The 26,004-nt window shown below is 61.4% G+C and carries 21 protein-coding genes; 20 read left to right on the top strand and 1 reads right to left on the bottom strand.

Features of this window, described 5'->3' with window-relative positions; translation table 11 throughout:
- Nucleotides 1-375 precede the first annotated feature (375 nt).
- The 9 genes from RX395_RS08855 (at nucleotide 376) to rpsJ (ending at nucleotide 15,358) form a co-directional block, all read left to right on the top strand.
- A complete protein-coding gene (locus RX395_RS08855) occupies nucleotides 376-1,284 on the top strand; it encodes a UTP--glucose-1-phosphate uridylyltransferase (RefSeq protein WP_118079369.1) in 909 nt (302 codons plus the stop codon).
- 287 nt (nucleotides 1,285-1,571) lie between these two features.
- Nucleotides 1,572-5,063, top strand: coding sequence for a DNA-directed RNA polymerase subunit beta (rpoB, locus tag RX395_RS08850; RefSeq protein WP_316367021.1), 3,492 nt, complete (start codon nucleotides 1,572-1,574; stop codon nucleotides 5,061-5,063).
- Between the two features lie 6 nt (nucleotides 5,064-5,069).
- Complete coding sequence (locus tag RX395_RS08845) at nucleotides 5,070-9,545, top strand: DNA-directed RNA polymerase subunit beta' (protein ID WP_316367019.1); 4,476 nt, start codon at nucleotides 5,070-5,072, stop codon at nucleotides 9,543-9,545.
- 310 nt (nucleotides 9,546-9,855) lie between these two features.
- Nucleotides 9,856-10,374 carry an RNA polymerase sigma factor gene (locus tag RX395_RS08840; RefSeq protein WP_055285248.1) on the top strand — a complete coding sequence of 173 codons (519 nt, stop codon included), beginning with the start codon at nucleotides 9,856-9,858 and terminating at the stop codon, nucleotides 10,372-10,374.
- Nucleotides 10,325-11,401, top strand: coding sequence for a DUF4179 domain-containing protein (locus tag RX395_RS08835; RefSeq protein ID WP_316367016.1), 1,077 nt, complete (start codon nucleotides 10,325-10,327; stop codon nucleotides 11,399-11,401). Before RX395_RS08840 ends, RX395_RS08835 begins: the two co-directional genes overlap by 50 nt.
- Nucleotides 11,402-11,945: 544 nt before the next feature.
- Nucleotides 11,946-12,323, top strand: coding sequence for a 30S ribosomal protein S12 (gene rpsL / locus RX395_RS08830; protein WP_006235012.1), 378 nt, complete (start codon nucleotides 11,946-11,948; stop codon nucleotides 12,321-12,323).
- Between the two features lie 73 nt (nucleotides 12,324-12,396).
- Complete coding sequence (gene rpsG, locus RX395_RS08825) at nucleotides 12,397-12,870, top strand: 30S ribosomal protein S7 (protein ID WP_006235013.1); 474 nt, start codon at nucleotides 12,397-12,399, stop codon at nucleotides 12,868-12,870.
- A 19-nt stretch (nucleotides 12,871-12,889) separates the two neighbouring features.
- A complete protein-coding gene (fusA, locus tag RX395_RS08820; protein ID WP_316367013.1) occupies nucleotides 12,890-14,989 on the top strand; it encodes an elongation factor G in 2,100 nt (699 codons plus the stop codon).
- Between the two features lie 60 nt (nucleotides 14,990-15,049).
- Entirely contained in the window at nucleotides 15,050-15,358 is a 309-nt protein-coding gene (rpsJ, locus tag RX395_RS08815; RefSeq protein ID WP_022094184.1) for a 30S ribosomal protein S10, read from the top strand.
- Nucleotides 15,359-15,473: 115 nt separating this feature from the next.
- Here rpsJ and RX395_RS08810 read toward each other — a convergent pair whose 3' ends face one another.
- Complete coding sequence (locus tag RX395_RS08810; protein WP_316367011.1) at nucleotides 15,474-16,250, bottom strand: biotin--[acetyl-CoA-carboxylase] ligase; 777 nt, start codon at nucleotides 16,248-16,250, stop codon at nucleotides 15,474-15,476.
- A gap of 176 nt (nucleotides 16,251-16,426) precedes the next feature.
- Here RX395_RS08810 and RX395_RS08805 point away from each other — a divergent pair, with 176 nt between their 5' ends.
- From RX395_RS08805 to RX395_RS08755, 11 genes are read left to right on the top strand one after another with little or no spacing between them, the layout of a single operon-like run.
- Nucleotides 16,427-17,386, top strand: a complete 960-nt coding sequence (locus RX395_RS08805; protein ID WP_316367010.1) for a 3-oxoacyl-ACP synthase III family protein — start codon at nucleotides 16,427-16,429, stop codon at nucleotides 17,384-17,386.
- Between the two features lie 51 nt (nucleotides 17,387-17,437).
- Nucleotides 17,438-17,674: an acyl carrier protein gene (locus tag RX395_RS08800; RefSeq protein WP_006235019.1), complete on the top strand. Its 237-nt coding sequence runs from the start codon at nucleotides 17,438-17,440 to the stop codon at nucleotides 17,672-17,674.
- A 2-nt stretch (nucleotides 17,675-17,676) separates the two neighbouring features.
- Entirely contained in the window at nucleotides 17,677-18,621 is a 945-nt protein-coding gene (fabK, locus tag RX395_RS08795; RefSeq protein ID WP_316367008.1) for an enoyl-[acyl-carrier-protein] reductase FabK, read from the top strand.
- Nucleotides 18,609-19,535, top strand: coding sequence for an ACP S-malonyltransferase (locus RX395_RS08790; RefSeq protein ID WP_022094188.1), 927 nt, complete (start codon nucleotides 18,609-18,611; stop codon nucleotides 19,533-19,535). The genes fabK and RX395_RS08790 overlap by 13 nt, the downstream gene beginning before the upstream one ends.
- Before the next feature lie 30 nt (nucleotides 19,536-19,565).
- The gene (fabG, locus tag RX395_RS08785; protein ID WP_316367006.1) at nucleotides 19,566-20,339 is read left to right on the top strand and encodes a 3-oxoacyl-[acyl-carrier-protein] reductase; all 774 of its coding nucleotides are present in this window, start codon (nucleotides 19,566-19,568) and stop codon (nucleotides 20,337-20,339) included.
- A gap of 39 nt (nucleotides 20,340-20,378) precedes the next feature.
- Entirely contained in the window at nucleotides 20,379-21,626 is a 1,248-nt protein-coding gene (gene fabF, locus RX395_RS08780) for a beta-ketoacyl-ACP synthase II (RefSeq protein WP_316367005.1), read from the top strand.
- A 3-nt stretch (nucleotides 21,627-21,629) separates the two neighbouring features.
- Entirely contained in the window at nucleotides 21,630-22,103 is a 474-nt protein-coding gene (gene accB / locus RX395_RS08775) for an acetyl-CoA carboxylase biotin carboxyl carrier protein (RefSeq protein WP_022094191.1), read from the top strand.
- A 9-nt stretch (nucleotides 22,104-22,112) separates the two neighbouring features.
- The gene (gene fabZ, locus RX395_RS08770) at nucleotides 22,113-22,535 is read left to right on the top strand and encodes a 3-hydroxyacyl-ACP dehydratase FabZ (RefSeq protein WP_316367002.1); all 423 of its coding nucleotides are present in this window, start codon (nucleotides 22,113-22,115) and stop codon (nucleotides 22,533-22,535) included.
- A gap of 10 nt (nucleotides 22,536-22,545) precedes the next feature.
- Entirely contained in the window at nucleotides 22,546-23,889 is a 1,344-nt protein-coding gene (locus RX395_RS08765; protein WP_035137491.1) for an acetyl-CoA carboxylase biotin carboxylase subunit, read from the top strand.
- Nucleotides 23,876-25,600: an acetyl-CoA carboxylase, carboxyltransferase subunit beta gene (gene accD / locus RX395_RS08760; RefSeq protein WP_316367000.1), complete on the top strand. Its 1,725-nt coding sequence runs from the start codon at nucleotides 23,876-23,878 to the stop codon at nucleotides 25,598-25,600. The genes RX395_RS08765 and accD overlap by 14 nt, the downstream gene beginning before the upstream one ends.
- Before the next feature lie 40 nt (nucleotides 25,601-25,640).
- Nucleotides 25,641-25,892, top strand: a complete 252-nt coding sequence (locus RX395_RS08755) for a hypothetical protein (RefSeq protein WP_316366998.1) — start codon at nucleotides 25,641-25,643, stop codon at nucleotides 25,890-25,892.
- Nucleotides 25,893-26,004: the final 112 nt, after the last annotated feature.

Raw genomic sequence — 26,004 nt, 5'->3', positions numbered from 1 at the left:
CGGCGCGCCACGGGTCAAGATGCACTAGGCCTGGACGAAGTCCGGGCCCGCGCCTTTAGACGCGAGCCCGGGGCCCGTGGGTTATACCCTAAGAGCAAACCACCCTTTTTAAGGGTGGTTCTGATTTTGGCCCTTCATTCCCATTGCTCGGCGCGCAGAACACCGTTGTCTTCGCCGTGCCAATCTCGTTACCGCTGGGGCGTAAAATTGCACCATTCGAGCAATAATTTGCGTTGACCTGCTGAAGAATTGCGTTTGCCTTACGGCGACGTATGTCTCCGGCGGTAAGATACTTCGGTATCGCAATTTGGTCTGCGGCCGCCGTGCCGCACGCACAGGGCGCATTCTGCGCCTGCGAAAGGATCCTTGAATAATATGAAGGCAATCATCCCCGCCGCCGGTCTTGGCACGCGTTTTCTGCCTGGCACTAAGTGCACGCCCAAAGAGATGCTGCCGGTACTCGACAAGCCGGTCATCCAGTATGTCGTTGAGGAGGCGCTCGACCCCGAGGAGGTCGACGACGCCATCATCGTTACCTCTCCCGGTAAGCCCGAGCTGCTGAGCTACTTCCAGCCCGATCGCTCGCTCGAGAACCTGCTGCGCGAGCGCGGTAAGGACGCCTACGCCGACGCCGTCGCCCACGCGGGCGGCATGCCGGTCGACTTCCGTTATCAGTACGAGCCCAAGGGCCTCGGTCACGCCATTCGCTCTGCCGCCGATGCTGTGGCAGGGGAGAACTTCCTGGTTCTTCTGGGCGACTACGTTGTGCCCAACCGTGACATCTGCGACAAGATGCTTGCTGTCTCCAAGGAGCACGGTGGCGCTTCGGTTATCGCCGTTGCCGCGTGCGCTCCCGAGGAGGTCAGCCGCTATGGCGTCATCGCCGGCGATCGCGTTGGCTCGCTCGAGGGCTTCGAGAATGCTGCCGACGACGAGCCCGGTGCCGTTTGGCGCATCGGCGGTCTGGTCGAGAAGCCCGCTCCCGAGGCGGCTCCGTCCAACCTGTACATCGTCGGTCGCTACCTGCTGAGCCCGCTGGTCATGGACCTGCTCGCCGATCAGCAGGCCGGCAAGGGCGGCGAGATTCAGCTCACCGACGCCATGGCCCGCTCGCTCGATCGCGAGGCTATGTACGCTGTCGTCATTGACCCGCTCTCGGGCTACGACACCGGCACCCCGTCTGGCTGGATGGCCACTAACGCCCTCATGGCCGCAAGCGATCCTCGCTTTGCCAGCGCCTTCTGGGACGCCATCGACGAGCGCGGCGGTTTGATGCGCAAGTAAGCCTTCGGGCACCGACATTTACGGGCGCGGACCTCGGTTCGCACCCGTTTTTTATAAGAGCTGTGATTGTTGGCTCTCTGTTCACAGAAAATATATGAACAGATGTTCGATGCACACCCATCTACCTGCGCACTCTCTGTCGAAAAACTTTGCTACTCCAAAAACTCAATCGCGTCAAGGCTTTTCTTGCCCAACGGTCGGTACCTGATAAACTATTAGGTTGCGATAACTGGCGAAGCTATGCCTCGCCAACCCACCGAGCATTTCCGTGAAGGAGGAAAAACCTGGTGACCTACGCATACACTGCCACTGAGCGCAAGCGCGTCAGCTTCGGGAAAATCCCGGAGGCCATGGAGCTCCCCAACCTTATCTCTGTTCAAAGGGAATCCTTTGAGCGTTTTAAGGACGAGGGCCTTCGTGAGGCGTTCAAGGAATCCAGCCCCATCCAGAGCCAGAACCATGTTCTCGAGGTTACCTTCGGCGAGCATCAGTTCGGCGACCCCGCGCACACCGTTGAGGAGTGCCGCGAGAAGGATATGACCTATCAGGCTCCGCTTCTGACCGACGTCCGTCTCACCAACAAGGAGACCGGCGAGATCAAGGAGCAGCTCGTCTTCATGGGCGACTTCCCCATGATGACCGATCAGGGCACCTTCATCATCAACGGTACCGAGCGTATCGTCGTCTCGCAGCTCGTCCGCTCCCCGGGCGTGTACTACAGCTCCGAGATGGATTCGGGCAAGCAGATCTACAAGGCCCAGATCATCCCGTCCCGCGGTGCCTGGCTTGAGTTTGAGGTCGACAAGCGCGACCAGCTCATGGTCTCCATCGACCGTAAGCGCAAGCAGAGCGCCACGATGTTCCTGCGCGCCCTTGGCATCGCCGTCACCAACGACGACATCATCGAGCTGCTCGGCAACTCCGATGTGATCAAGCGCACCCTGGAGCGCGACACCGCCCTCACCCGCGAGGACGCCCTCATCGAGATCTACCGTCGCCTGCGCCCGGGCGAGCCTCCCACCGTGGACGCTTCCCGCAGCCTGCTCGAGGGCCTGCTCTTCAACCCGCAGCGCTACGATCTGGCCCGCGTCGGTCGTTACAAGGTCAACAAGAAGCTCAACCTCACCACCGAGGAAGAGGTCACGGTGCTTACCGACGAGGATATCGTCGCGACGCTGCGCTACCTCCTGTCCCTCGCTGCCGGCGAGCAGGGCTTCAAGGTCGACGACATCGACCACTTCGGCAACCGCCGCATCCGTACCGTCGGCGAGCTCGTCGCCAACCAGTTCCGTATCGGCATGAGCCGTATGGAGCGCGTCGTCCGTGAGCGCATGAGCTCCCAGGACATCGACGAGATCACCCCGCAGTCGCTCATCAACATCCGCCCGATCGTGGCCTCCATCAAGGAGTTCTTCGGTTCCTCGCAGCTCTCGCAGTTCATGGACCAGGCGAACCCCCTGACCGGTCTGACCCACAAGCGCCGTCTGTCCGCACTCGGCCCTGGTGGTCTTGCCGGCCACAAGTCCGGCTCCAGCCGCCGCACTAACGTGCCGACGGCCGTCCGCGACGTTCACAATTCGCACTACAGCCGCATGTGCCCGATCGAGACCCCCGAAGGCCCCAACATCGGCCTGATCGGCTCGCTCGCCCTCTACGCCCGCGTCAACGAGTATGGCTTCATCGAGGCCCCGTTCCGCCGTGTCGAGAACGGCGTTGCCACCGACCAGATCGACTGGATGACCGCTGACGAGGAAGAGAAGCACGTCATCGCGCCGGCCAACACGCCGCTCGATCCCAAGACCAACGAGTTCATCACGACCGATGCCGAAGGCAAGATCGTCCGTCCGCACACCGTGATCGCCCGTACCCGCGACTTCGACGGCTCCTTCGGCGCCCCCGCCGACGTGCCCGTCGAGGACGTCGACTACATGGACGTCTCGCCGCGTCAGATGCTCTCCGTCGCAGCCACGCTGATTCCGTTCCTGGAGCACGACGACGCCAAGCGTACGCTGATGGGCGCCAACATGCAGCGTCAGGCCGTGCCGCTGGTTCACCCCGCCGCTCCCTATGTCGGTACCGGCATGGAGCGCCGCGCCGCTCTGGACTCCGGCGAGGTCACCCTGGCCAAGAACGCCGGCGAGGTCATCTTTGCCGACGCCGCCAAGATCATCGTCAAGCATGCCGGCGGCATGGACGAGTATCACCTTGCCAAGTACCAGCGCTCCAACCAGTCCACCTGCATCAACCACCGTCCGCTCGTGCGCGTCGGTGACACCGTTGAGCAGGGCGAGCCCCTGGCTGACGGTCCTTCGACCGATCATGGCGAGCTCGCACTGGGCCAGAACCTCACCGTGGCATACATGCCGTGGGAAGGCTTCAACTACGAGGACGGTATCGTCGTGTCCGAGCGCCTGGTGGCCGAGGACCTGCTGACGACCATCAACATCACCCGTCACGAGATCGATGCCCGCGACACCAAGCTCGGTCCCGAGGAGATCACTCGCGAGATCCCGAACCTCTCCGAGGATATGCTTGCCAACCTCGACGAGGACGGCATTATCCGCATCGGCGCCGAGGTCGGCCCTGGCGACATCCTGGTCGGCAAGGTCACGCCTAAGGGCGAGAGCGCTCTGACCGCCGAGGAGCGCCTGCTGCGCGCCATCTTCGGTGCCAAGGCCCACGACGTTCGCGACACCTCCCTTAAGATGCCTCACGGCGCTTACGGCCGCGTCATCGACGTCGTCCGCTTTAGCCGCGAAAACGGCGACGATCTGGCCCCCGGCGTCAACGAGCAGGTGCGCGTCTACGTCGCCCAGCGTCGTAAGATTCAGCAGGGCGATAAGATCGCCGGCCGCCACGGCAACAAGGGTGTTATTTGTAACGTTCTGCCGGTCGAGGACATGCCCTACATGGCTGACGGTACCCCGATCGACGTTATCCTCAACCCGCTGGGCGTTCCTTCGCGTATGAACGTCGGCCAGCTGCTCGAGTGCCACCTTGGCTGGGCTGCTGCGTGCGGTTGGGATACCGAGCAGGCCGACTCCGACAAGTACGTCCCCGGTCCGTTCTTCACCGCGACGCCCGTCTTCGACGGCGCCAAGGAGGACGAGATCGCCGAGGTCATCCGTCGTGCCAACAAGAACATGCTCAACAAGGCCACCGCTGCCTTTGGCGATCACATGCGCCCCGAGTTTGTCACTCAGCTTGACGAGCGCGGCAAGACCCGTCTGTTCGACGGCCGCACCGGCGAGGAGTTCCGCGAGCCCATTACCGTGGGTACGTCCTACATCCTCAAGCTCGGCCACATGGTCGACGACAAGATCCACGCCCGTTCGACCGGCCCTTACAGTCTGGTTACCCAGCAGCCTCTGGGCGGCAAGGCTCAGTTCGGCGGCCAGCGCTTCGGCGAGATGGAAGTTTGGGCACTGTACGCTTACGGTGCTTCCAACGTCCTGCAGGAGATCCTGACCGTCAAGTCCGACGATACTGTGGGCCGCGTTAAGACCTACGAGTCCATCGTCAAGGGCGAGAACGTCCCGGTCCCGGGTATCCCCGAGTCCTTCAAGGTTCTCGTCAAGGAGATTCGCTCCCTCGCACTGGACATCGAGCCCATGCACGATGCCGACGAGGACGCCTCCGCCCCTGTGACCGCCGAGGAGACCTCCGCTCTCGACGACCTGGCTGCGCTCGCCGGCGTTGACGCCGACATCGAGGCCGAGGATGCCGAGACCGCCGAGGCGCCCGAGGCTGTCGCCGCCACGACCACTGATAAGGAGTAGTTGACTGTGGCAGATTTCGAAGCTACTGATTTTGACTCGGTAAAGATCTCCCTTGCCTCCGCCGACCAGATCCGTTCCTGGTCGCACGGTGAGGTCAAGAAGCCGGAGACCATCAATTACCGTACCCTCAAGCCCGAGAAGGACGGCCTGTTCTGCGAGAAGATCTTCGGTCCCGCCAAGGACTGGGAGTGCTCCTGCGGCAAGTACAAGGGCATCCGCTTTAAGGGCATCGTCTGCGAGCGCTGCGGCGTCGAGGTCACCTCGGCCAAGGTGCGTCGCGACCGCATGGGCCACATCGAGCTCGCCGCTCCCGTGTCCCACATCTGGTACTTCAAGAGCCCCACGAGCTTCCCGATGAGCCGTATGCTCGACATCAAGTCCAAGGACCTCGAGAAGGTTCTGTACTTTGCCAGCTACATCATCACCGAGGTCGACTACGAGGCTCGCGAGGCCGACGCCGACGACCTGCGCGAGGAGCTCGCCGCCGATCTGGAAGAGATCGATGCCGAGTGCGCCCGCCAGATCGAGTCCCTCAAGGAGCAGGGCGACCCCGAGAACTTTGACGAGTTCTCCGACGAGGAGCCGCTGACCCCCGAGGAGATCGCCTCCGGCATCGTCGACATCGAGGAAGAGTGCAAGGACGAGAAGCAGCTCCGCACGGACGCCTTCAATGCCTTCATGAAGCTCACCGAGCGCGACCTCATCTCCGATGAGCCGCTGTTCCGCGAGATGACCCGTTACTACTCCATGTACTTCAAGGGCGGTATGGGTGCCGAGGCCGTCCGCGACCTGCTCGCTGCCATCGACCTCCCCTCCGAGGCCGAGAAGCTCAAGGCCATCATCGCCGACGAGGATTCCCAGAAGCAGAAGCGCGAGAAGGCCGTCAAGCGCCTTGAGGTCGTTGACGCCTTCCTGAAGGGCGGCAACAGCCCCGCGAACATGATCCTGGACGTCATCCCGGTCATTCCGCCCGATCTGCGCCCGATGGTCCAGCTCGACGGCGGCCGCTTCGCCGCGTCCGACCTCAACGACCTGTATCGTCGCGTGATCAACCGTAACAACCGACTCAAGCGCCTGCTCGACCTGGACGCCCCCGCGATCATCGTGAACAACGAGAAGCGCATGCTCCAGGAGTCCGTGGACGCCCTGTTCGACAACGGCCGTCGTGGTCGCCCGGTCTCTGGCCGTGGCGGTCGCCCGCTCAAGTCGCTCGCCGAGGCCCTCAAGGGCAAGCAGGGTCGTTTCCGTCAGAACCTGCTGGGTAAGCGTGTCGACTACTCCGGCCGTTCGGTTATCGTTACCGACCCCAAGCTGCTGCTGCACCAGTGCGGTCTGCCCAAGACCATGGCGCTGGAGCTCTTCAAGCCCTTCGTTATGAAGCGCCTGGTCGAGCTTGGCAAGGTCGAGAACATCAAGGGCGCCAAGCGCGCTATCGACCGCGGTGCCACCTTTGTGTGGGACATCCTCGAAGAGGTCATCGACGGCCGCGTCGTGCTGCTCAACCGTGCACCGACCCTGCACCGTCTGTCCATCCAGGCCTTTGAGCCGGTGCTGGTCGAGGGCAAGGCTATCCACCTGCACCCGCTGGTCTGCTCGCCCTTCAACGCCGACTTCGACGGCGACCAGATGTCTGTCCACGTGCCGCTGTCCAGCCAGGCTCAGGCCGAGGCCCGCGTGCTTATGCTCTCTGCGAACAACCTGCGCTCGCCGGCATCCGGCAAGCCGGTCAACATCCCCTCGCAGGACATGATCATCGGTGTGTACTACCTGACCCAGGTCCGCGACGGTCTGCCGGGCGAGAACCACGTGTTCGCCAGCTTCGACGACGCGCTGCACGCCTATGACTGCCGCTCCGAGGTCGACATGCAGGCCAAGATCCAGGTCCGCGTGTCCGCTGCCGACGCCAATGTCATCAACGAGGACGGCACCCGTATCTTCCGCGTCAAGAACGGCAAGAACGAGTTTGTCGACTACGACGTCAACGGCAACAAGACCGCGCGCTTCGAGACCTCCATCGGCCGCATCATCTTCAACCGCCAGTGCCTGCCCGAAGACTATGAGTTCATGAACTACAAGATGGTCAAGGGCGACGTGGCCAAGCTGGTTGCCGACTGCTGCGATCGTTACCCCGAGGCCAAGGTCGGCCCGATCCTCGACGCCATCAAGTACTCCGGCTTCCACTACGCTACCCGCGCCGGCCTCACCATCTCGGTGTGGGACGCTCTCATCCCTGCCGAGAAGCAGGAGCTGCTCGATCGCGCCCAAGCCAACGTCGACCAGATTAACGAGTACTTCGAGGAGGGCTTCATCAACGAGACGGAGCGCCACATCGAAGTCGTTAACGAGTGGACCGCTTGTACCGACAAGGTCGCAGCGCTCATGCTCGACATGTTCGACGAGGAGAACCCGCTGTACATGATGGCCGACTCCGGCGCCCGTGGTTCTAAGACCCAGCTGCGTCAGCTCGGCGGCATGCGTGGACTGATGGCAGACATGTCCGGCGAGACGATCGACCTTCCCATTAAGGCGAACTTCCGCGAGGGCCTGCTGCCGCTCGAGTACTTCATTTCGACCTACGGCGCCCGTAAGGGCCTGGTCGATACCGCATCCCACACCTCGGACTCTGGTTACCTGACCCGTCGTCTGGTCGACGTGGCCCAGGACGTCATCGTCCGCGAGGAGGACTGCGGTACGCACGAGGGCGTCACCTACAACCTCATCATCCCCGGCACCACCGACCTCAACACCGACCTCGTCGGCCGTTGCTTCATTGAGGACGTCGTGGCCCCCGATGGCACCGTGCTCTTTGAGCAGGACGGCTACATCGAGAAGGTCGCCGACATCCAGAAGATGGTCGATGCGGGCCTTAAGAAGGTCAAGCTTCGCGCGCTGCTCACCTGCCGCTCCAAGTACGGCGTGTGCCAGAAGTGCTACGGCTGGGATCTTTCCACCCGTCGTCCGGTCGCCATCGGTACTGCCGTCGGCATTATTGCCGCCCAGTCCATCGGCGAGCCCGGTACGCAGCTTACGATGCGTACCATTCACTCCGGCGGCGTCGCTGGCGTCGACGATATTACGCAGGGTCTGCCTACGGTCAGCCGTATGTTCGATATCGTCGGCAACGTCAACGAGAAGATTCTGGGTCGCGAGGCCGAGCTGGCTCCGTACTCCGGTCACCTCTCGATCAAGCCCGAGAAGTCCGAGTACGTGCTGACGCTCACCGACTCCGAGGATCACACCCGTGTCCTCGACGAGCGTCGCGTCCCCGCATCTGTGCGCTTTATGCCCGAGATCGAGGATGGCTGCGAGGTTCGTGCCGGCGACCAGATCACCAAGGGCTTCGTCAACTTCCGCAACCTGCGCAAGTTGACCGACATCGAGTCGACGATGCACACCTTCGTCGAGAGCGTCAAGGACGTCTACACCAGCCAGGGCGTTGACCTGAACGACAAGCACATCGAGGTGCTCGCACGTCAGATGCTGCGTCGCGTTCAGATCACCAACCCCGGTGACTCTAAGTACCTGCTTGGTCAGTACGTCGACCGCTATGAGTTCGCCGACGAGGTCGAGCGCGTTGCCCGTCTGGGCGGTCAGGCTCCTGTGGCCGAGCCCGTCATCCTGGGTACGCTCAAGGTTGCGTCCAACATCGACTCCTGGCTGTCGAGCGCTTCGTTCATCCGTACCGCCGGTGTCCTTACCGAGGCTGCCATCGAGGGCAAGGTCGACCACCTGCTCGACCTTAAGTCCAACGTCATCGTCGGTAAGAAGATCCCGGCTGGTACCGGCCTCAAGCCGTACGCCAACGCCAAGCTGACGTATCGCACGGCCGACGGCTACGTGGACATCGACGGTCCGGCTTCGCCCAACGCCAAGTCGCTGCCCGAGTGGGCTCCTGTGGAGCTCAAGGACCTGGACGAGCAGCTTCCGCAGCAGCTCGACTGGGCCGGCTACGACGAGTTCGGTGGTGCTGACGGTTCGTTCACCCGCAACGGCCACACCATCTCCGCCGAGAAGGCTCGTCTGTACCTGTTCGACGACCTGGGCGTGTCGCAGCGCTGGACCAACAAGTTCAGCGAGGTCGGCATCGAGACGGTTGGCGACCTGGTTGGCAAGTCCGAGGAGGATCTGCTGCGCATTGATGGCATCGGTGCCAAGGCGATCGAGGAGCTCCGTGACGGCCTCGAGGCCCACGATCTGCTCTACATCCTCGAGAACAACGACGACGTTGCCGACGAGGAAGACCTCTCGCAGCTGCTGCAGATGGTCTTTAGCCCCGACGGTCCGGACGATATCTTGCTGGGCACCTCCGCTCCGACGCATCACGCCGACGCCGACGAGGAGCTCCTGGGCGCCCCGATCGACGACAAGAAGGCTCCCGCCAACGGTGCCATCAACGAGGACATGGCTTCCCTCGACGAGCTGCTCAACCAGCTCGTGGACACCGACGACGCCGAAGAGGCCAAGGACAACGACGAGGAGTAATTAGTTCCGCCGTTCTAACGAACGGCGGCGACCTCCGTCGCTGCGCGGCCCCCAGACCTACAATCTGTCATTCAAAAGGCAGGGCATGACCAAAAGGTCAATGCCCTGCCTTTTTCATGCCACCTTGTACGCTCTGGGGGCCGCTCGCTTGCGTATGCTCAACCTGTTGCGTTCCGTTGATCCCTTGCCAATAAGGGACAGAGTCATTTTGGTAGGTTATTCATGCTTGAATTTGAAACATTCCGTTCGGTCAAAGCGTATCTATGGTGAGGACCTCATCAAGAATCATTAACGTCACCGGGAGGTGATTATGGAAGAACAAGCATTTAGACAGGCGGTCGAGGATCACCGTGATGTCGTGTTCCGAATCGCATTGACGTACCTGCGCGATCGTGCCGATGCCGACGATATTGCCCAAGACGTCTTTCTTAAGTTGCTTAAAAGCGATGGACACTTTGAAAGTTGGGAACATCTTCGCCGCTGGCTTATCCGGGTCACGATCAATGAATGTAAATCGCTCTTTCGAAAGCCATGGAGGCGTGTGGAGGATATTGAGAACCTGGCCGATTCGCTTTCGGCGGCGCAGGATGAGACCAAGGCGGTCCTGTCAGACGTTATGCGACTTCCGGAGCGATTCCGCGTTCCCATCGTGCTCTATTACTATCTGGGCTTTTCGACCTCAGAGATTGCCGAGTTGTTGCATGTACCAGCCGCGACCGTTCGAACGCGTTTGGCTCGCGGCAGGTCGAAGCTCAAGTTCATCCTAGAGGAGGGCGACCGTGAAATCCAATCAAATCAAGCAGGCCTTCGAGTCCATCCAAGCCGATAGCAATCTTGCAGATCGCGTCCTTAATACTGCTGCGGGTGAGCCGCTTCATCGAAAGGGCCACGCGAAGCCTCTCTATGTTGCCGTAATCGGGTGTCTTGTCGGAGTGTTGGCGACCGGAGGGGTCGCCTACGCAGTTATCAATTCCAGCTATTTTGCCTCAGCCTGGGGAAACCACGGCAACGGGGATTCCATTACCTGGACCAACGGCGGCTCATCGGGGACTCAATATACCTACACCAGAGAGTTCGGTGACGGCATCGCGCCCCAAAGCTTGGAGGGCACAGTCCAGAAGGTTAATCTGTCCGTCGAGGGTAACGGCTATACACTCGATATCCATGAGATGGCAATCGACCAAAACGGCTGCGGTGCTGTGACGTTTACGCTATCCAATCCAAATGGTGTTAACTACTACAAGCCGGCAGCAGAGACTGGCGAACTTGTTCTCTATGGTGAAGAAGAACAAGGCATCGGCACGCCCGGCATGAACTTCGGCGAGGAATGGGCTGACACACGCTGCACCATTGATAAGGGCACATCAAGCGACACGGTCATTAATGGCACGATGTACTTTGCTTCGTGGAATCGCGAGCGAGATTTGGGACATGCGGTCACCTGGAATATCTGCTGGACTGAGGGCGAAGGCGAGGACGCGAAGCTGTTCGAGGCATCGACGCCCGAGTTTAGCGTTGGAACGTACGTCGATACAAAGGAACTCCGCTCCGATGACTCGCCTCTCGAGATCAGCCCGTTTTCCATCCAGGCGCACATCGATGATCTGGGCATTGACGCAGTCACGAAAAAGTTGACCGTTACCTACAAGGATGGATTGGAGCAGATTATCGAAGACGATGCTGCGGGCGCGTACAATTTCTATGTCTCGCTGACGCGCAATAGCGGAGAGAACATCTCGGTGCCGACAAAACTGATCAATGTCGATCAAGTGGTCTCGGTAACCCTTGAGGGCACGAGGTACACATCAACAGGAGAGACCGAAACAGAAGTACCCTTTACCATCGTTTATTCGTAAAGTCTGGGCCGCTTCCCAAGGGGGGAAGCGGCCTTTTTAGCGTTATATGGACAAGTGGATTGGACGTTATTCGTCTGATTCTCGGAAGAACGTAGCAAATGGATGCGGATCACCGTGAAGAGTGGCGTTTTTCCAGATAAAACCGACCAAAATAAACCTGTCCCTTTTTGGCAGGGAACGTTGCCCCGAAGAGCACGTCGGATTCCCGGGCCGGGCGGCACAGGGGTTAAGTTTGTCGCGAGTTCCGCACGAGCCGGAGGCCACTTAATGTGGCCTCCGTGCGAGCCAGGACTGTAGAGCAGCAAACTTAACCCCTGTGCCGCCCGGACCGGGAATCCGCCCACGCGCACAGAAGGGGATTCCTTTTGTGTAGGCTTTGCGGAAATGTGGGTATTTTAGGATACGCCCGGCGGCGTGGTCTGTTGACGACACAGCTAACGCCACGTATCCTATCGAACTGCGTGTTTCGTAGGGGGATGCTGACCCCTCGATTCAAGCCGTTGCACTTTACAGAAAGCTGGAATCATTCGAGAAGGAGTACGCTTTGCCTACTATTAACCAGCTGGTTCGCCAGGGCCGTCGTTCCGTGCCCAAGAAGTCCAAGAACGCTGCCCTGCAGCACAACTCCCAGAAGCGCGGCGTGTGCACCCGCGTCTTCACCACGAGCCCCAAGAAGCCGAACTCGGCTCTTCGTAAGGTTGCCCGTGTTCGCCTTGTCAACGGCATCGAAGTTACTGCTTACATCCCGGGTGAGGGCCACAACCTGCAGGAGCACTCCATCGTGCTCGTCCGCGGCGGTCGTGTCCGTGACCTCCCTGGTGTCCGTTATCACGTCATCCGTGGCGCCTACGACGCTGCTCCGGTCCAGAACCGTATGCAGGCCCGTTCCAAGTACGGTGCTAAGCGCCCCAAGGCTAAATAAGCCAGATAACGTTTTGATACTTTCGCCGTGTGCCGCCTAAGCGCCGCACGGTAGACACTTAAGGAGATTTCACATGCCGCGTCGTGCAGCAGCTAATCGTCGTGAGGTTCAGCCTGACGCCGTTTACAACAACCGCCTGGTGACTCAGCTCATCAACAAGGTCCTTCTTGACGGCAAGAAGGCCACCGCTGAGCGCATCGTTTACACCGCTTTCGAGATCGTTGCCGAGAAGTCCGAGGGTGGCGACGCTCTCGCTACCTTCAAGAAGGCTATGGACAACGTCAAGCCCACGCTCGAGGTTAAGCCCAAGCGTGTCGGTGGCGCTACCTATCAGGTCCCGATGGAGGTCAACTCCCGTCGTTCCACCGCTCTGGGTATCCGCTGGATCGTCAACTTCTCCCGCGCTCGCAAGGAGAAGACCATGGCCGAGCGTCTCGCCAACGAGATCCTCGACGCTTCCAACGGCCTGGGCGCTTCCGTCAAGAAGCGTGAGGACGTCTTCAAGATGGCCGAGGCCAACCGCGCGTTCTCTCACTATCGTTGGTAAGTTAAGGTAAGGAACTAACATGGCTAAGCCTAAGTACAAGCTTTCCGATACCCGTAACATCGGCATCATGGCCCACATCGATGCCGGTAAGACCACCACGACCGAGCGTATTCTTTACTACACCGGTAAGACCCACAAGATCGGTGAGGTCCATGAGGGCGCTGCCACCATGGACTGGATGGTTCAGGAGCAGGAGCGCGGCGTAACCATTACCTCCGCTGCTACCACGTGCTTCTGGAAGAAGGACGGTACCGACTACCGCATCCAGATCATCGACACCCCGGGCCACGTTGACTTCACCGCCGAGGTCGAGCGCTGCCTGCGCGTCCTCGATGGCGCTGTCGCCGTTTTCGACGCCGTTGCCGGCGTTCAGCCCCAGTCTGAGACCGTTTGGCGTCAGGCTTCTACCTTCAACGTCCCCCGCATCGCCTTCATCAACAAGTATGACCGCGTGGGCGCTGACTTCTTCAACGCTATCGAGACCATGAAGGATCGTCTCGACGCCAACGCCGTGGCCGCTCAGGTCCCGATGGGCGCCGAGGACAACTTCTGGGGTGTCATCGACCTCGTCACCATGACTGCTTGGGACTTCAAGGCCGACGACAAGGGCATGACCTACCCCGAGCCGATGGACGAGATCCCGGCTGAGTTTGCCGACATCGCTGCCACCAAGCGCGAGGAGCTCCTCGACGCTGCTGCCAGCTTTGACGACGAGCTCATGGAGAAGATCCTCATGGAGGAGGACTTCACCGTCGAGGAGCTCAAGGCTGCTCTGCGCAAGGGCGTTCTGGCCAACGAGCTCAACCTCGTCTTCGTGGGCTCCGCCTACAAGAACAAGGGCGTTCAGGAACTGCTCGACGCTGTTGTCGACTACCTGCCCAGCCCGCTCGACGTCGAGGCCGTCACCGGTACCGATCCGGACACCGGCGAGGAGATCCAGCGTCATCCTTCCTTCGACGAGCCCTTCTCCGGCCTGGTCTTCAAGATCATGACCGACCCGTTTGTCGGTAAGCTCACCTATGTCCGCGTTTACTCCGGCCGCGCCGAGTCCGGCTCCTACGTGGTCAACGCTTCCAACGGTCAGCGCGAGCGCCTCGGCCGCATCCTCGAGATGAACGCCGCAGAGCGTATCGACCGTGACGACGCTGCCGCCGGCGACATCGTCGCCTGCGTCGGCTTCAAGAACTCCACCACCGGTGACACCCTGTGCGCCGAGGGCAAGGAGATCGTCCTCGAGAAGATCGAGTTCGCTAAGCCCGTTATCGACGTTGCCATCGAGCCCAAGACCAAGGCCGAGCAGGACAAGATGTCCCTTGCTCTGACCAAGCTCGCCGAGGAGGACCCGACCTTCCAGGTGTCCACCAACCACGAGACCGGTCAGACCATCATCGCCGGCATGGGCGAGCTGCACCTCGAGATCATCGTCGACCGCCTGCTCCGCGAGTTCAAGGTTGACGCTAACGTCGGTAAGCCCCAGGTTGCCTACCGCGAGACCGCTGGTCACGACGTCGAGAAGGCTGAGGGCAAGTTCGTCCGTCAGTCCGGCGGTCGCGGTCAGTACGGCCACGCCGTCATCAAGCTCGAGAAGATGGAGGAGGGCTTCGGCTACGAGTTCGTCAACGCTATCGTCGGCGGCGTCGTGCCCAAGGAGTACATCCCGTCCATCGACAAGGGCATCCAGGAGGCCCTGAACACCGGTGTTATCGCCGGCTTCCCGGTCCTCGACGTTAAGGTCACCCTGTTCGACGGTTCTTACCACGAGGTCGACTCCTCCGAGGCCGCCTTCAAGATCGCCGGTTCCATGGCTATCAAGGACGCCCTCAAGAAGTCCGATCCGCAGCTGCTCGAGCCGATCATGGCTGTCGAGGTTGAGACCCCCGAGCAGTACATGGGCGACGTTATGGGCAACCTCTCCGGTCGCCGCGGCAAGATCGAGGGCATGGAGGATCGCAAGAACAGCAAGCTCATCCGTGCCAAGGTGCCGCTGGGCGAGATGTTCGGTTACGCTACCGACCTTCGCTCCCAGACCCAGGGCCGTGCATCCTACACGATGCAGTTCGACTCTTATGAGCCCGCGCCCAAGTCCATCGTGGACGAGGTCATGAGCAAGAACGCCTAAGTTCGAGCTCCCTGTTACGTAATCCGCGAGAACATCTCTCGCACTCTTTGGAGGTTTAAGTTGGCTACCCAGAAGATCCGCATTCGCCTCAAGGGCTATGATCACGAGGTCGTCGATCAGTCCGCGAAGCTCATCGTCGAGACCGCTCAGAAGACCGGCGCTCGCGTTTCCGGTCCTGTCCCCCTGCCCACCGAGCGCAACCTGTACACGGTTATCCGCTCGCCGCACGTGAACAAGGACTCCCGTGAGCAGTTCGAGATGCGCACCCACAAGCGCCTCATCGACATCCTCGACCCCACCTCGGGCACCGTTGATTCGCTCATGCGTCTCGACCTCCCCGCTGGCGTCGACATCGACATCAAGCTCTAAGCGATATCGCTCATAGCTTAAAGGGCCTCGCTGCCGTAACGGCAGCGGGGCCCTTTTGTTTTGAATGATGGTTTGGACTGCGGGGTAATGCTGCCGAGTAGGTGGTTGCGGCGCCCTATTCGCTCAAGGGGCGCAGCGATGCCTCCTCAAAATGGAAGGATCGAAAGCCGTCTTCCGTTTCGATGCACGCGCGGCCGCAATCGTCGACCGTTCTAAATATGCCACGCGCAAGCTCGTCCTCAGCGGGGGAGCGGGCGATAACGTGCTCCCCGATCCAATTGAGGTGAGCGATATATTCGTCGTGGACGGGCGCGAGCGGACCGGCGTCTTCTTCCTTGGCGTTGAGGCGCTCTGCCCAGGCATCTACAGCGTCTATAACTGCGTGATAGACCTCATCGAGGAGCATGTCGACGGCGGGAACGTTCTTGTTGAGGTCTGACAGGCCGATTGCTGGCAGGCCGCCATCGGGAACCTCCGCGGGCACATAGTTCACGTTAACGCCGATGCCACAGACCGCAAAGGGGTTGCCTTCGTTATCGCGTGCGGCCTCGACCAGAATGCCGCCGAGTTTGCGTCCACGCGCGACCAGGTCGTTGGGCCATTTGAGGCCAATCTCGTTTGCAAGACCCTGTTTTTCGAGTGCCTCGAGCACCGCTAGGCCGCTGACGGCGGCAAGACCAGAGTACTTTGCGGGATTAACGCGTGGACGCAACACAATCGAAAGTAATAGATTTCCGGCGGTTGAATCCCACTTGTGGCCGCGCCGGCCGCGTCCTGCTGTTTGAGCCCGGGCGGCAAGTCCTGTGCCGTGCGGCGCTCCCTGTTTTCCTGCTTCGAGCAGGTCATCGTTGGTCGATCCGGTTACGTCGACTATCGTTAATTGGGCATTCATAACGGTTGCTACCTCCTAAGTTAATAAGGCAATCGCGTAATGGTGTCGAGAGATAGACACTATGTGAAGCCTTTGTCGCATTTGGACAATTTAATGTTAACACGTCAACAACGACTGAAATGCGTTATCCTCTCTTGGTCGATGTAAACACGTCAACAACTCAAAGGAGGTTAGTGATGGGTTTCACGATTCTTGGAACAGGTTCGGCACTTCCTGAGCGCAGTGTTTCCAATGACGAGCTGTCCGAGTTCCTCGATACCTCGGATGAGTGGATTTTTACTCGCACAGGTATCAAGAGCCGCCACGTCTGCACCGCCGAGTCACTTGACGACCTTGCCGTAGCGGCGAGCGAGCGGGCACTCCAGGTGTCCGGAATCGACGCGAGCCAGCTGGATCTGATCGTCTGCTCGACGACGACGGGTGACCACCTTGTTCCCGCTGAGGCGTGTGCCGTTGCTGAGCGACTAGGCGCGACGTGCCCTGCCTTCGATGTCTCGGCGGCTTGTGCCGGCTTCGTATTTGCGCTCGATGTCGCCGAGGGCTATATCGCCCGCAGCCGTGCCGAGCGCGTGCTTGTTGTTGCTGCCGAGCAGATGACGCGCGCGCTCGACTGGACCGACCGTGCCACCTGCGTGCTTTTTGGCGATGGGGCAGGCGCCGCAGTGATTGAAGCTGGGGGAGACAGCCCCCTTGCCGTTGAGCTTTCGACGGCGCCCGACGTCGAGACGTTGCGCGTTCCCGGTCTGCTCGGCACCTCGCCGTTTAAGGCTTCCGCAGATAGCGCGAGCGTGCTGTCCATGAATGGCCGCCGCGTGTTCAAGTTCGGCGTCAACGCCATCTGCGACACGGTCCATAAGCTTGCGATCGATGCGGGCATTTCGGTCGAGGACATCGATCATTTTGTATTCCATCAGGCTAACGAACGAATCCTGAGTCAGGCGGTCAAGCGTCTGGGCGTGCCAGACGAGCGCGTGGTTCGAACGCTGCGCGAGACCGGCAACATTTCGAGCGCATGCATTCCGCTTGCCCTCGACCGGCTGGCAAACGCCGGTGCACTTCACACGGGCGACACCATCGCCTTGGTTGGATTTGGCGCCGGTCTGGATATAGGTGGCTATCTGCTTCGTTGGAAGTAGTCGCACATAGGAAATGAAAACGCCCTAGGGCACAACCAAAGGAGAACTACCATGGCAGATCAGAAGACCTTCGAGCGCGTTTGCGACGTTATCCGCGAGACCGCTGGCCTTGACGACGTCGAGATGAAGCCCGAGTCCACGCTCGAGGAGATTGGCCTCGACAGCCTGGGTACCGTCGAGATTCTCGTCGCCGTTGAGGACGAGTTTGGCATCCAGCTTGATACCGAGGAGAACCCCAAGACGGTCGGCGAGTTCGCCGATACGGTCGAGGCGGCATTGGAGAAGTAGAGATGCTCAAGACTCCTCTCTGCGATCTGCTCGGCATCGAAAAGCCCGTGTTCCAGGGCGGCATGGCCTGGATTGCCGACGCCTCACTGGCATCGGCCGTATCCGAGGCGGGCGGCCTAGGCATCATCGCGGCTATGAATGCCGACGCCGACTGGCTTCGCGACCAGATTCATGAGCTGCGCACCAAGACGGATAAGCCCTTTGGCGTTAACGTCATGCTCATGAGCCCGTTTGCCGACGAGGTTGCACAGGTTGTGATCGATGAGCAGGTGCCCGTTGTGGTGACTGGTGCCGGCAATCCCGCCAAGTACATGAAGGCGTGGAACGAGGCGGGCATCAAGGTCATCCCGGTCGTTGCCTCGGTGGCGCTGGCGCGCCTCGTGGCGCGTCGTGGAGCCACGGCGGTTGTTGCCGAGGGTACCGAATCGGGCGGCCATATTGGCGAGACCTCGACGATGGCACTGGTGCCGCAGGTCGTCGATGCGGTCAACATTCCCGTCGTGGCCGCCGGCGGTATTGCCGACGGCCGCGGCGTGGCGGCCGCCTTTATGCTGGGCGCCGAAGGCGTGCAAGTGGGTACGCGCTTTCTGGTCGCAGACGAGTGCACCGTCTCGGAGCAGTACAAAGAGATGGTCCTGAAGGCCAACGACACTTCGACGCGTGCGACCGGCCGCTCGACGGGACATCCGGTGCGCGCCCTCAAGAGCCCCTTTACCAACGCCTACGCCAAGAGCGAGGCGGCGGGCGTAAGTGTCGAGGAGCTCGGGGCCATGGGCACGGGCGCCCTTCGCAAGGCCGCCAAGGACGGCAATTACGAAGAGGGTTCGTTTTTGTGTGGACAGATTGCCGGCATGGTTAGCGAGCGCCAGAGCGCACGCGAAATCGTTGACGATCTGGTCGATGGCGCCGAGCGCGTCCTGAAGGGTGCGTCCGCATGGGTAGCGTAGCGTTTCTGTTTGCCGGCCAGGGTGCCCAACACCCCGCGATGGGCGTCGACCTGATCGAGACATCGCCGGCGGCCGCCGAGGTGTTCACCATTGCCGACGAGGTGCGCCCGGGGACCAGCGAGCAGTGCCGGAGTGCCTCCAAGGAGGAGCTCTCGCAGACCGAGAACACGCAGCCGTGCGTGTTCGTTCACGACCTGGCAGCGGCTGCCGCCCTGCGTGAGCGCGGCGTGGTACCTGCCGCCTGTGCGGGATTCTCGCTGGGCGAGGTCGCCGCGCTCACCTTTGCGGGGGCGTTCGATATGCGAGCGGGCTTTGGGCTTGTGTGTGAGCGCGCGGCGCTGATGGCCGCGGCTGCCGAGCGCCATCCGGGCGGCATGCGCGCCGTCATCAAGCTCGATGCGGCGCAAGTCGAGGGCCTGGCAAAACAGGCCGGCGAGGACTGCTGGCCAGTCAACTACAACAGCCCGCAGCAGACGGTTGTGGCCGGAGCGCCCGAGGCGCTGCAGGAGCTCGACGTCCTAGTAAAAGAGGCTGGCGGCCGCGCTATGAAAGTCGCGGTGTCGGGTGCATTTCATAGCCCCTATATGGCAGAGGCGACTGAGGGGCTGGCGACGTATATCCAAGACGGCCACGTTCCGTCTTCGCTGCTAATTCCGGTTATGGCAAACATGACGGCGGCGCCCTATCCGGCGGACCCGCGAGCGGCATCGGATGTCTTGGCCAACCAGGTGAGCCATGCCGTGCGTTGGGTCGACACGCTGCACACTCTGCAGGATCAGGGTATCGACACGTTTATTGAGGTCGGCCCTGGCAAAACGCTGTCCGGCCTGGTCAAGCGTACGCTGAGCGACGTTCGTGTGTATTCGTGCGAGACGGCCGAGCAGGTCGCAGCTATTGCCGACGAGCTCGCATAGTCCACAGGGCTGTAACCCGAAAGGAATGACATGGGCAACTTGAACAATGGCGCGCTCGAGCGCAACGACTCACGTCGCGTGGCACTGGTCACGGGCGGCTCGCGGGGTATCGGCCGCGCCTGCGCTATCGGTCTGGTGGAGGATGGCTACGATATCGCCGTCGTCTATGCCGGCAGCGTCGATGCGGCGCGCGAGACGTGCGACGCCTGCGAGGCGGCTGGCGCCACGGCGCGCTCATATCAATGTGACGTGGCCGACCCCGCTGCCGTCAACGCGTGCGTGGAAGCGGTCCTCAACGACTTTGGCTCCATTTGGGCGCTCGTCAACAACGCTGGCATCACCCGCGATGGCCTGCTCATGCGCATGGGCGATGATGCCTTCGACCGCGTGCTCGACGTCAATCTCAAGGGAACATTCAACATGACGCGCGCGCTCACCAAGACCTTTATGCGCCAGCGCGGCGGTTGCGTCGTCAACATGAGCTCGGTCGTGGGCCTGATGGGCAATGCCGGGCAAGCCAACTACGCTGCCTCCAAGGCGGGCGTGATCGGTCTGACCAAGGCGGTGGCGCGCGAGCTTGCGCCCCGCGGTGTACGAGTGAACGCGGTCGCCCCCGGGTTTGTCGAGACAGATATGACGGCAAAGCTCTCGGAGAAGGTGCGTACGGTAACCGAGGAGCAGATTCCCCTTAAGCGTATGGCGCAGCCCGAAGAGGTGGCCGGTGTGGTGCGATTTTTAGTGAGCGATGCGGCTGCCTACATTACGGGCGAAGTCATACGCGTCGACGGCGGAATGGCGATGTAGAAAGCAAGCCGGGTAAGCGGCTTGGATGAGGAGACCATGATGGAACAGAGAGTTGCAATCACCGGTATCGGTGCCGTGTCGCCGCTCGGCAACACCGCGCTTGCCACCTGGGCGGCCATGTGCGCCGGCACGTGCGGCATCGGCCCGATCACGCACTTCGATACCGATGCGTTTGCCGTCAAGGTGGCAGCCGAGGTCAAGGGCTTTGACGGCAACGAGTACTTTGGCAAGCGTGACGCCAAGCATCTCGACCCCTGCGTTCAGTTTGCGATGGCGGCTTCGGACGAAGCCATGCACGATGCGGGCTTTGATGTCGAAGGCGCCATCGATCGCGAGCGCCTGGGCGTCTACGTGGGCTCGGGCGTGGGCGGCATGACGACGCTCGTCGACAACGTCCATACGATTGCCGAACGTGGGCCCCGCCGCGCATCGCCCTATATGATCGCGATGATGATCCCCAACATGGCATCGGGCAATATCGCAATCCGCCACAAGGCAAAGGGCCCGACCCTGCCCGTGGTGACCGCGTGCGCAACCTCGGCCCATGCGGTGGGCGAGGCGTTCCGCGTCATCAAGCACGGCTATGCCGACGCGATCCTCGCGGGCGGCGCCGAGGCCGCAATTATCCCTGATGCCGTTGCGGGCTTTACGTCCTGCCGCGCATTGACCACCAACCCCGATCCCGCGACGGCCTGCCGTCCGTTCGATGCAGACCGCGACGGCTTTGTGATGGGCGAGGGCGCCTGCGTGCTCGTGCTCGAGAGCATGGAACATGCGCAGGCGCGCGGTGCGCACATTTATGCCGAGGTCGTGGGCTACGGCAACACCGATGATGCCTATCACATCACGAGCCCTGATCCCGAGGCTGCCGGCATTGCCCGCGCGATATCGCTGGCGGTGACCGAGGGCGACGTCAAGCCTTCCGAGGGTCTCTACATCAATGCCCACGGCACATCTACCAAGCTCAACGATTCGTCCGAGACGGCGGGCATTAAGCGTGCGCTCGGCGAGGACGCGGCGCGCGCCGCGCACGTCTCGTCGACTAAGTCGATGACCGGCCACATGATCGGTGCCACGGGCGCCATCGAGGTCATGGCCTGCGCCATGGCGCTCGAGCAGGGCGTGGTGCCGCCGACCATTAACTACCGCACGCCCGATCCCGCCTGCGATCTTGACTACACGCCCAATCGCGCAGTTCGCGCCGACCTTACCTGGGCGCTTTCGACCAACCTAGGCTTTGGCGGGCACAACGCCGCCATCGCGCTGCGTAGATATACGAGGAGCTAGAGCATGGATTCCAAAAGACTTGCCGAGATAGCCGATGTGATGGAGGATCGCGGCCTCACGCGCGTGCGCGTTGAGGAGCCCGATGGCACCGCGGTCGAACTCGAGCGCGCGAGCGCCGCACAGCCGGTTGCCGTGCCCATGCCCATGCCGAGCGCTATGGCCGCTCCAGTTGCAGCTCCCACAGTCGCGCCTGCCGCACCGGAGCCCGCCGCGCAGACACCTGCCGCCGCACCGGAGCCCAAGGGCACCGAGGTGACCGCTCCCATGGTCGGCGTTTTCTATGCTGCCCCGGCGCCGGGCGACGAGCCGTTTGTGCACGTGGGCTCCAAGGTCAAGGCCGGCGAGACCCTCTGCATCATCGAGGCCATGAAGGTTCTCAACGAGGTGACGGCCGAGGCGGATGGCGAGGTGCTCGAGATCTGCGTGGCCGACGGCGACCTCGTGGAGTTTGGCAGCTGCCTCATGAGGATCGGATAGGTGATATCCATGAACAAAGAAGAGCTCAAGAAGCTGTTGCCGCATCGCGAGCCGATGCTTTTGCTCGACGAAGCCGAGCTAGTGGGCGACGAGGCCCGCGGCAAGATCACGATTACGGGCGACGAATACTTTTTGCAGGGGCATTTTCCGGGAAACCCGGTGGTCCCCGGCGTGATCCAGTGCGAGATGCTCGCCCAAAACTGCTGCGTGCTGCTGATGGGCGATGAGGAGGCGCGCGGCGCGACGCCGTTCTACACGAGTCTGGACAAGGTGCGCTTTAAGCGTCCGGTGCGCCCGGGCGACACGGTGGATCTGGTGTGCACCATCACGCGTGCGCGCGGGCCGTTCCGCTTTGCGACGGGTACTGCGAGCGTCAACGGTGAGGTTTGCTGCCGCGCCGATATGTCTTTTGCACTCATGCACGAAAGTTAAGGAAGGCTTCATGTTCGACAAAGTGCTCATCGCCAACCGCGGCGAAGTCGCGGTCCGTGTTATTCGCGCGTGCCGCGATATGGGCATCAAAACCGTCGCCGTCTATTCCACGGCCGATGCGGACGCGCTGCACGTGCAACTTGCCGACGAGGCGTATTGCATCGGCGGCCCGCGTCTTGCCGAGAGCTACCTCAACGACGATGCCGTGCTCACCTGTGCCGTAAAGTCGGGCGCAAAGGCGATCCATCCTGGGTACGGCTTCTTTTCCGAGAAGGCGAGCTTTGTACGCGACTGCGACAAGTATGGCCTGGCTTTTGTCGGTCCTTCGGCCGAGGTGATCGACAGCATGGGCGACAAGGACGCCGCACGCCGAACGGCTGCCGCGGCGGGCGTGCCCATCGTGCCGGGCTGCGATTTGCTCAAAAGTCCCGAGGAGGCGACGGCCGAGGCCGAGCGCATTGGCTGTCCCGTGCTCATTAAGGCGCGCGCGGGCGGTGGCGGTCGCGGCATTCGCAAGGTCGAGCGCGTGGAAGATGCGGCAAAGGCCTTTATTGAAGCACGCGCCGAGGGCGAGGCCGTTTTTGGCGACGGCGAGTGCTACATGGAGAAGTTCGTCGCGCCGGCGCATCACGTTGAGGTGCAGATTATGGCCGATAAGCAGGGCCATGTGTTTTCGCTCGGCGAGCGCGAGTGCTCGGTGCAGCGGCGCAACCAAAAGCTAATCGAGGAGAGCCCCGCGCCGTGCCTCGACGGACACGACGACATTCGTGCTCGCATGCACAAGGCAGCGCGTGACCTGGCTCGTGCCGTCGGCTACGAAGGAGCCGGTACCATCGAGTTCCTGTATTCGGACGACGGCAATTTCTACTTTATGGAAATGAACACGCGCTTGCAGGTGGAGCATCCGGTTACGGAGTTTGTGACCGATACCGACTTGGTCAAGTGGCAGCTGCGCGTGGCAGCCGGCCAGCCTCTGCCCTTTGAGCAGGAGGACATGCCGGTCCGCAACCACGCCATGGAGTGCCGCATCAATGCCGAAACGCCGGACTTTCTGCCGTCATGCGGAACGGTCACCGCGTTGCGTGTGCCGGGTGGTCCGCGCGTGCGCTGGGATTCCGCCATGTTTACCGGTGCGAAAGTTCCGCCGTACTACGACTCCATGCTTGGCAAGCTCATCGTGTGTGCGCCCACGCGTGACGGCGCCATTCGCAAGATGCGCTCGGCCCTGGGCGAGCTCGTGATTGAGGGCGTGAGCGAAAACAGCGAGCTTCAGCTCGACGTGCTGGCAAACGACGAGTTCTTGTCGGGCATGTATCACACCGATCTGATGGGGCATCTCTATGCTGATGAATAGAAAAGCGAAGACGGTCAACGTCCTCGAGGGACCGATGACCGAGTCGTGCGCCGAGTTTCCTGCGCGCCACGTGTTTATCAAGTGCCCGGAGTGCCGCCGCGTGATCGATGAGACACGCCTGCACGACAACCTCGAGGTCTGCCCCCGTTGCGGCAAGCATTTTCGCGTGAGCGGTCGTGCGCGCCTGGGCATGACAGTCGACGAGGGCACGTTTGAGGAATGGGATGCCAATCTGGCGTCGGAGGACTTCCTCTCATTTCCCGGCTATGCCGACAAGCTCAAGAGCGTGAGCGAGCGTTCGGGCGAGCACGATGCCGTTGTGTGCGGCAGGGGCAAAATCTGCGGTTGCGATACCGCGCTCTTCTTTATGGACGCCAACTTTATGATGGGCTCGATGGGTTCCGTGGTGGGCGAGAAGATCTGTCGCACATTTGAGCGAGCGACCGAGCTTGGATTGCCAGTTGTCGGCTTTACCGTTTCGGGCGGTGCGCGCATGCAAGAGGGCGTGACATCGCTTATGCAGATGGCCAAGATTTCTGCGGCGGTTAGGCGCCATAGCGAGGTGGGCGGCCTGTATATCACGGTGCTCACTGATCCCACGACCGGAGGCGTAACCGCGAGCTTTGCCATGGAGGGCGATATTATCCTGGCCGAGCCCGATGCCCTGACGGCATTTGCCGGCCCGCGCGTGATCGAGCAGAACATGCACAAGCGCCTGCCCAAGGGATTCCAGCGCTCCGAGTTTTTGCTGGAGCACGGCTTTTGCGATGCCGTTGTTCCGCGTGGCGAGATTGCGCTCACGGTAGGCGAGCTGCTGGCGCTGCACGAAGGGCACGCGCCCGGCCTGGGGGCACCGCATGAGATCGTGCATACGGGTCGTCGCGGCAAAAAGCTGGGACACTTGTTCAAGCGCTCGACCGCACCAAAAACCGCGCTCGAGATTGTCAAACAGACCCGCTCGGCAGATCGCGCCACGGCGGGCGAGATGATCTCGCTGGGCCTGGATGGATTTGTGGAGCTGCATGGCGACCGTTACTTTGGCGACGACGCCGCCGTGGTGGCTGGCATTGGCTGGAAAGACGGGCGACCCGTGACGGTTATCGCCGTCGAGCGCGGTACCACGACCAAAGAGCGCATGCGTCGCAACTTTGGTATGGCACATCCCGAGGGCTACCGCAAAGCGCGTCGCCTTATGCGCCAGGCCGAAAAGTTTGGTCGACCGGTTCTGTGCCTGGTTGATACTTCGGGCGCGTTTTGCGGCATCGGTGCCGAGGAGCGCGGCCAGGGCGAGGCGATTGCCCAGAATCTCATGGAGATGAGCGGCCTCAAGACGCCGATTGTCTCGGTGGTGACAGGCGAGGGCGGCTCTGGTGGCGCGCTGGCGCTGTCCGTGGCCGACCGCATCCTGATGCTCTCGAGCTCGGCCTATTCGGTCGTGAGCCCCGAGGCCTGTGCGTCGATCCTGTGGAAGGATACCGAGCGCGCGAATGAGGCCGCCGAGGCGCTTAAGCTCACGGCCCCCGATCTGTTGGCGCTCGGCATCATCGACGGCATTGTTGACGATAGGGGCCTGTCGCATGAGGAGATCGCCGGTGCCGTCATGTCCTCGGCATTTGATGCCTTCGATACGCTTGGGCAGCTCGACGACGCGACCCTCACAAACCTCCGCTACGAAAAGTACCGCGCAATCGGTCAGTACCGCACGATGTGACAAAGGGAAAGCTCGCATGTCACATTGGGAAAGGCGTTCCATGTCACAAGTTTCTAACACCTCGTTTACAACGACGGTTTCATCAAACGCCATGGCCGTGGTGGACTATCTGTCCAAAAGCATGATGTCGGCGCTGCCGTTTATTGTCTGCGCGGCGTTGTTCCGCACCGTCGCCGTCATTATGGGCGAAGGTATGCTGGGCCTGTGGTCTGCCGATTCCGAAATCTATCGCCTGTTCTACAGTTGGCTCTATAACGCCGGCTACTACTTTTTGCCCATTCTAACAGTTTAGATAACAGGTGATGATTCGGGGACCGCAAGGCCCCCGAATGCTATGCTCTTCCCAGCCAAACAGAGAATTTGCCCGAGCGCCCACCCGGATCTTTGTTTGGCGACAATCCCTC

This window comes from Collinsella aerofaciens (genome assembly GCF_032584215.1).
GTDB lineage: Bacteria > Actinomycetota > Coriobacteriia > Coriobacteriales > Coriobacteriaceae > Collinsella.
The sequence above is the reverse complement of the archived record's forward strand: the minus strand, read 5'-3'. Positions and strand labels throughout refer to the sequence as shown.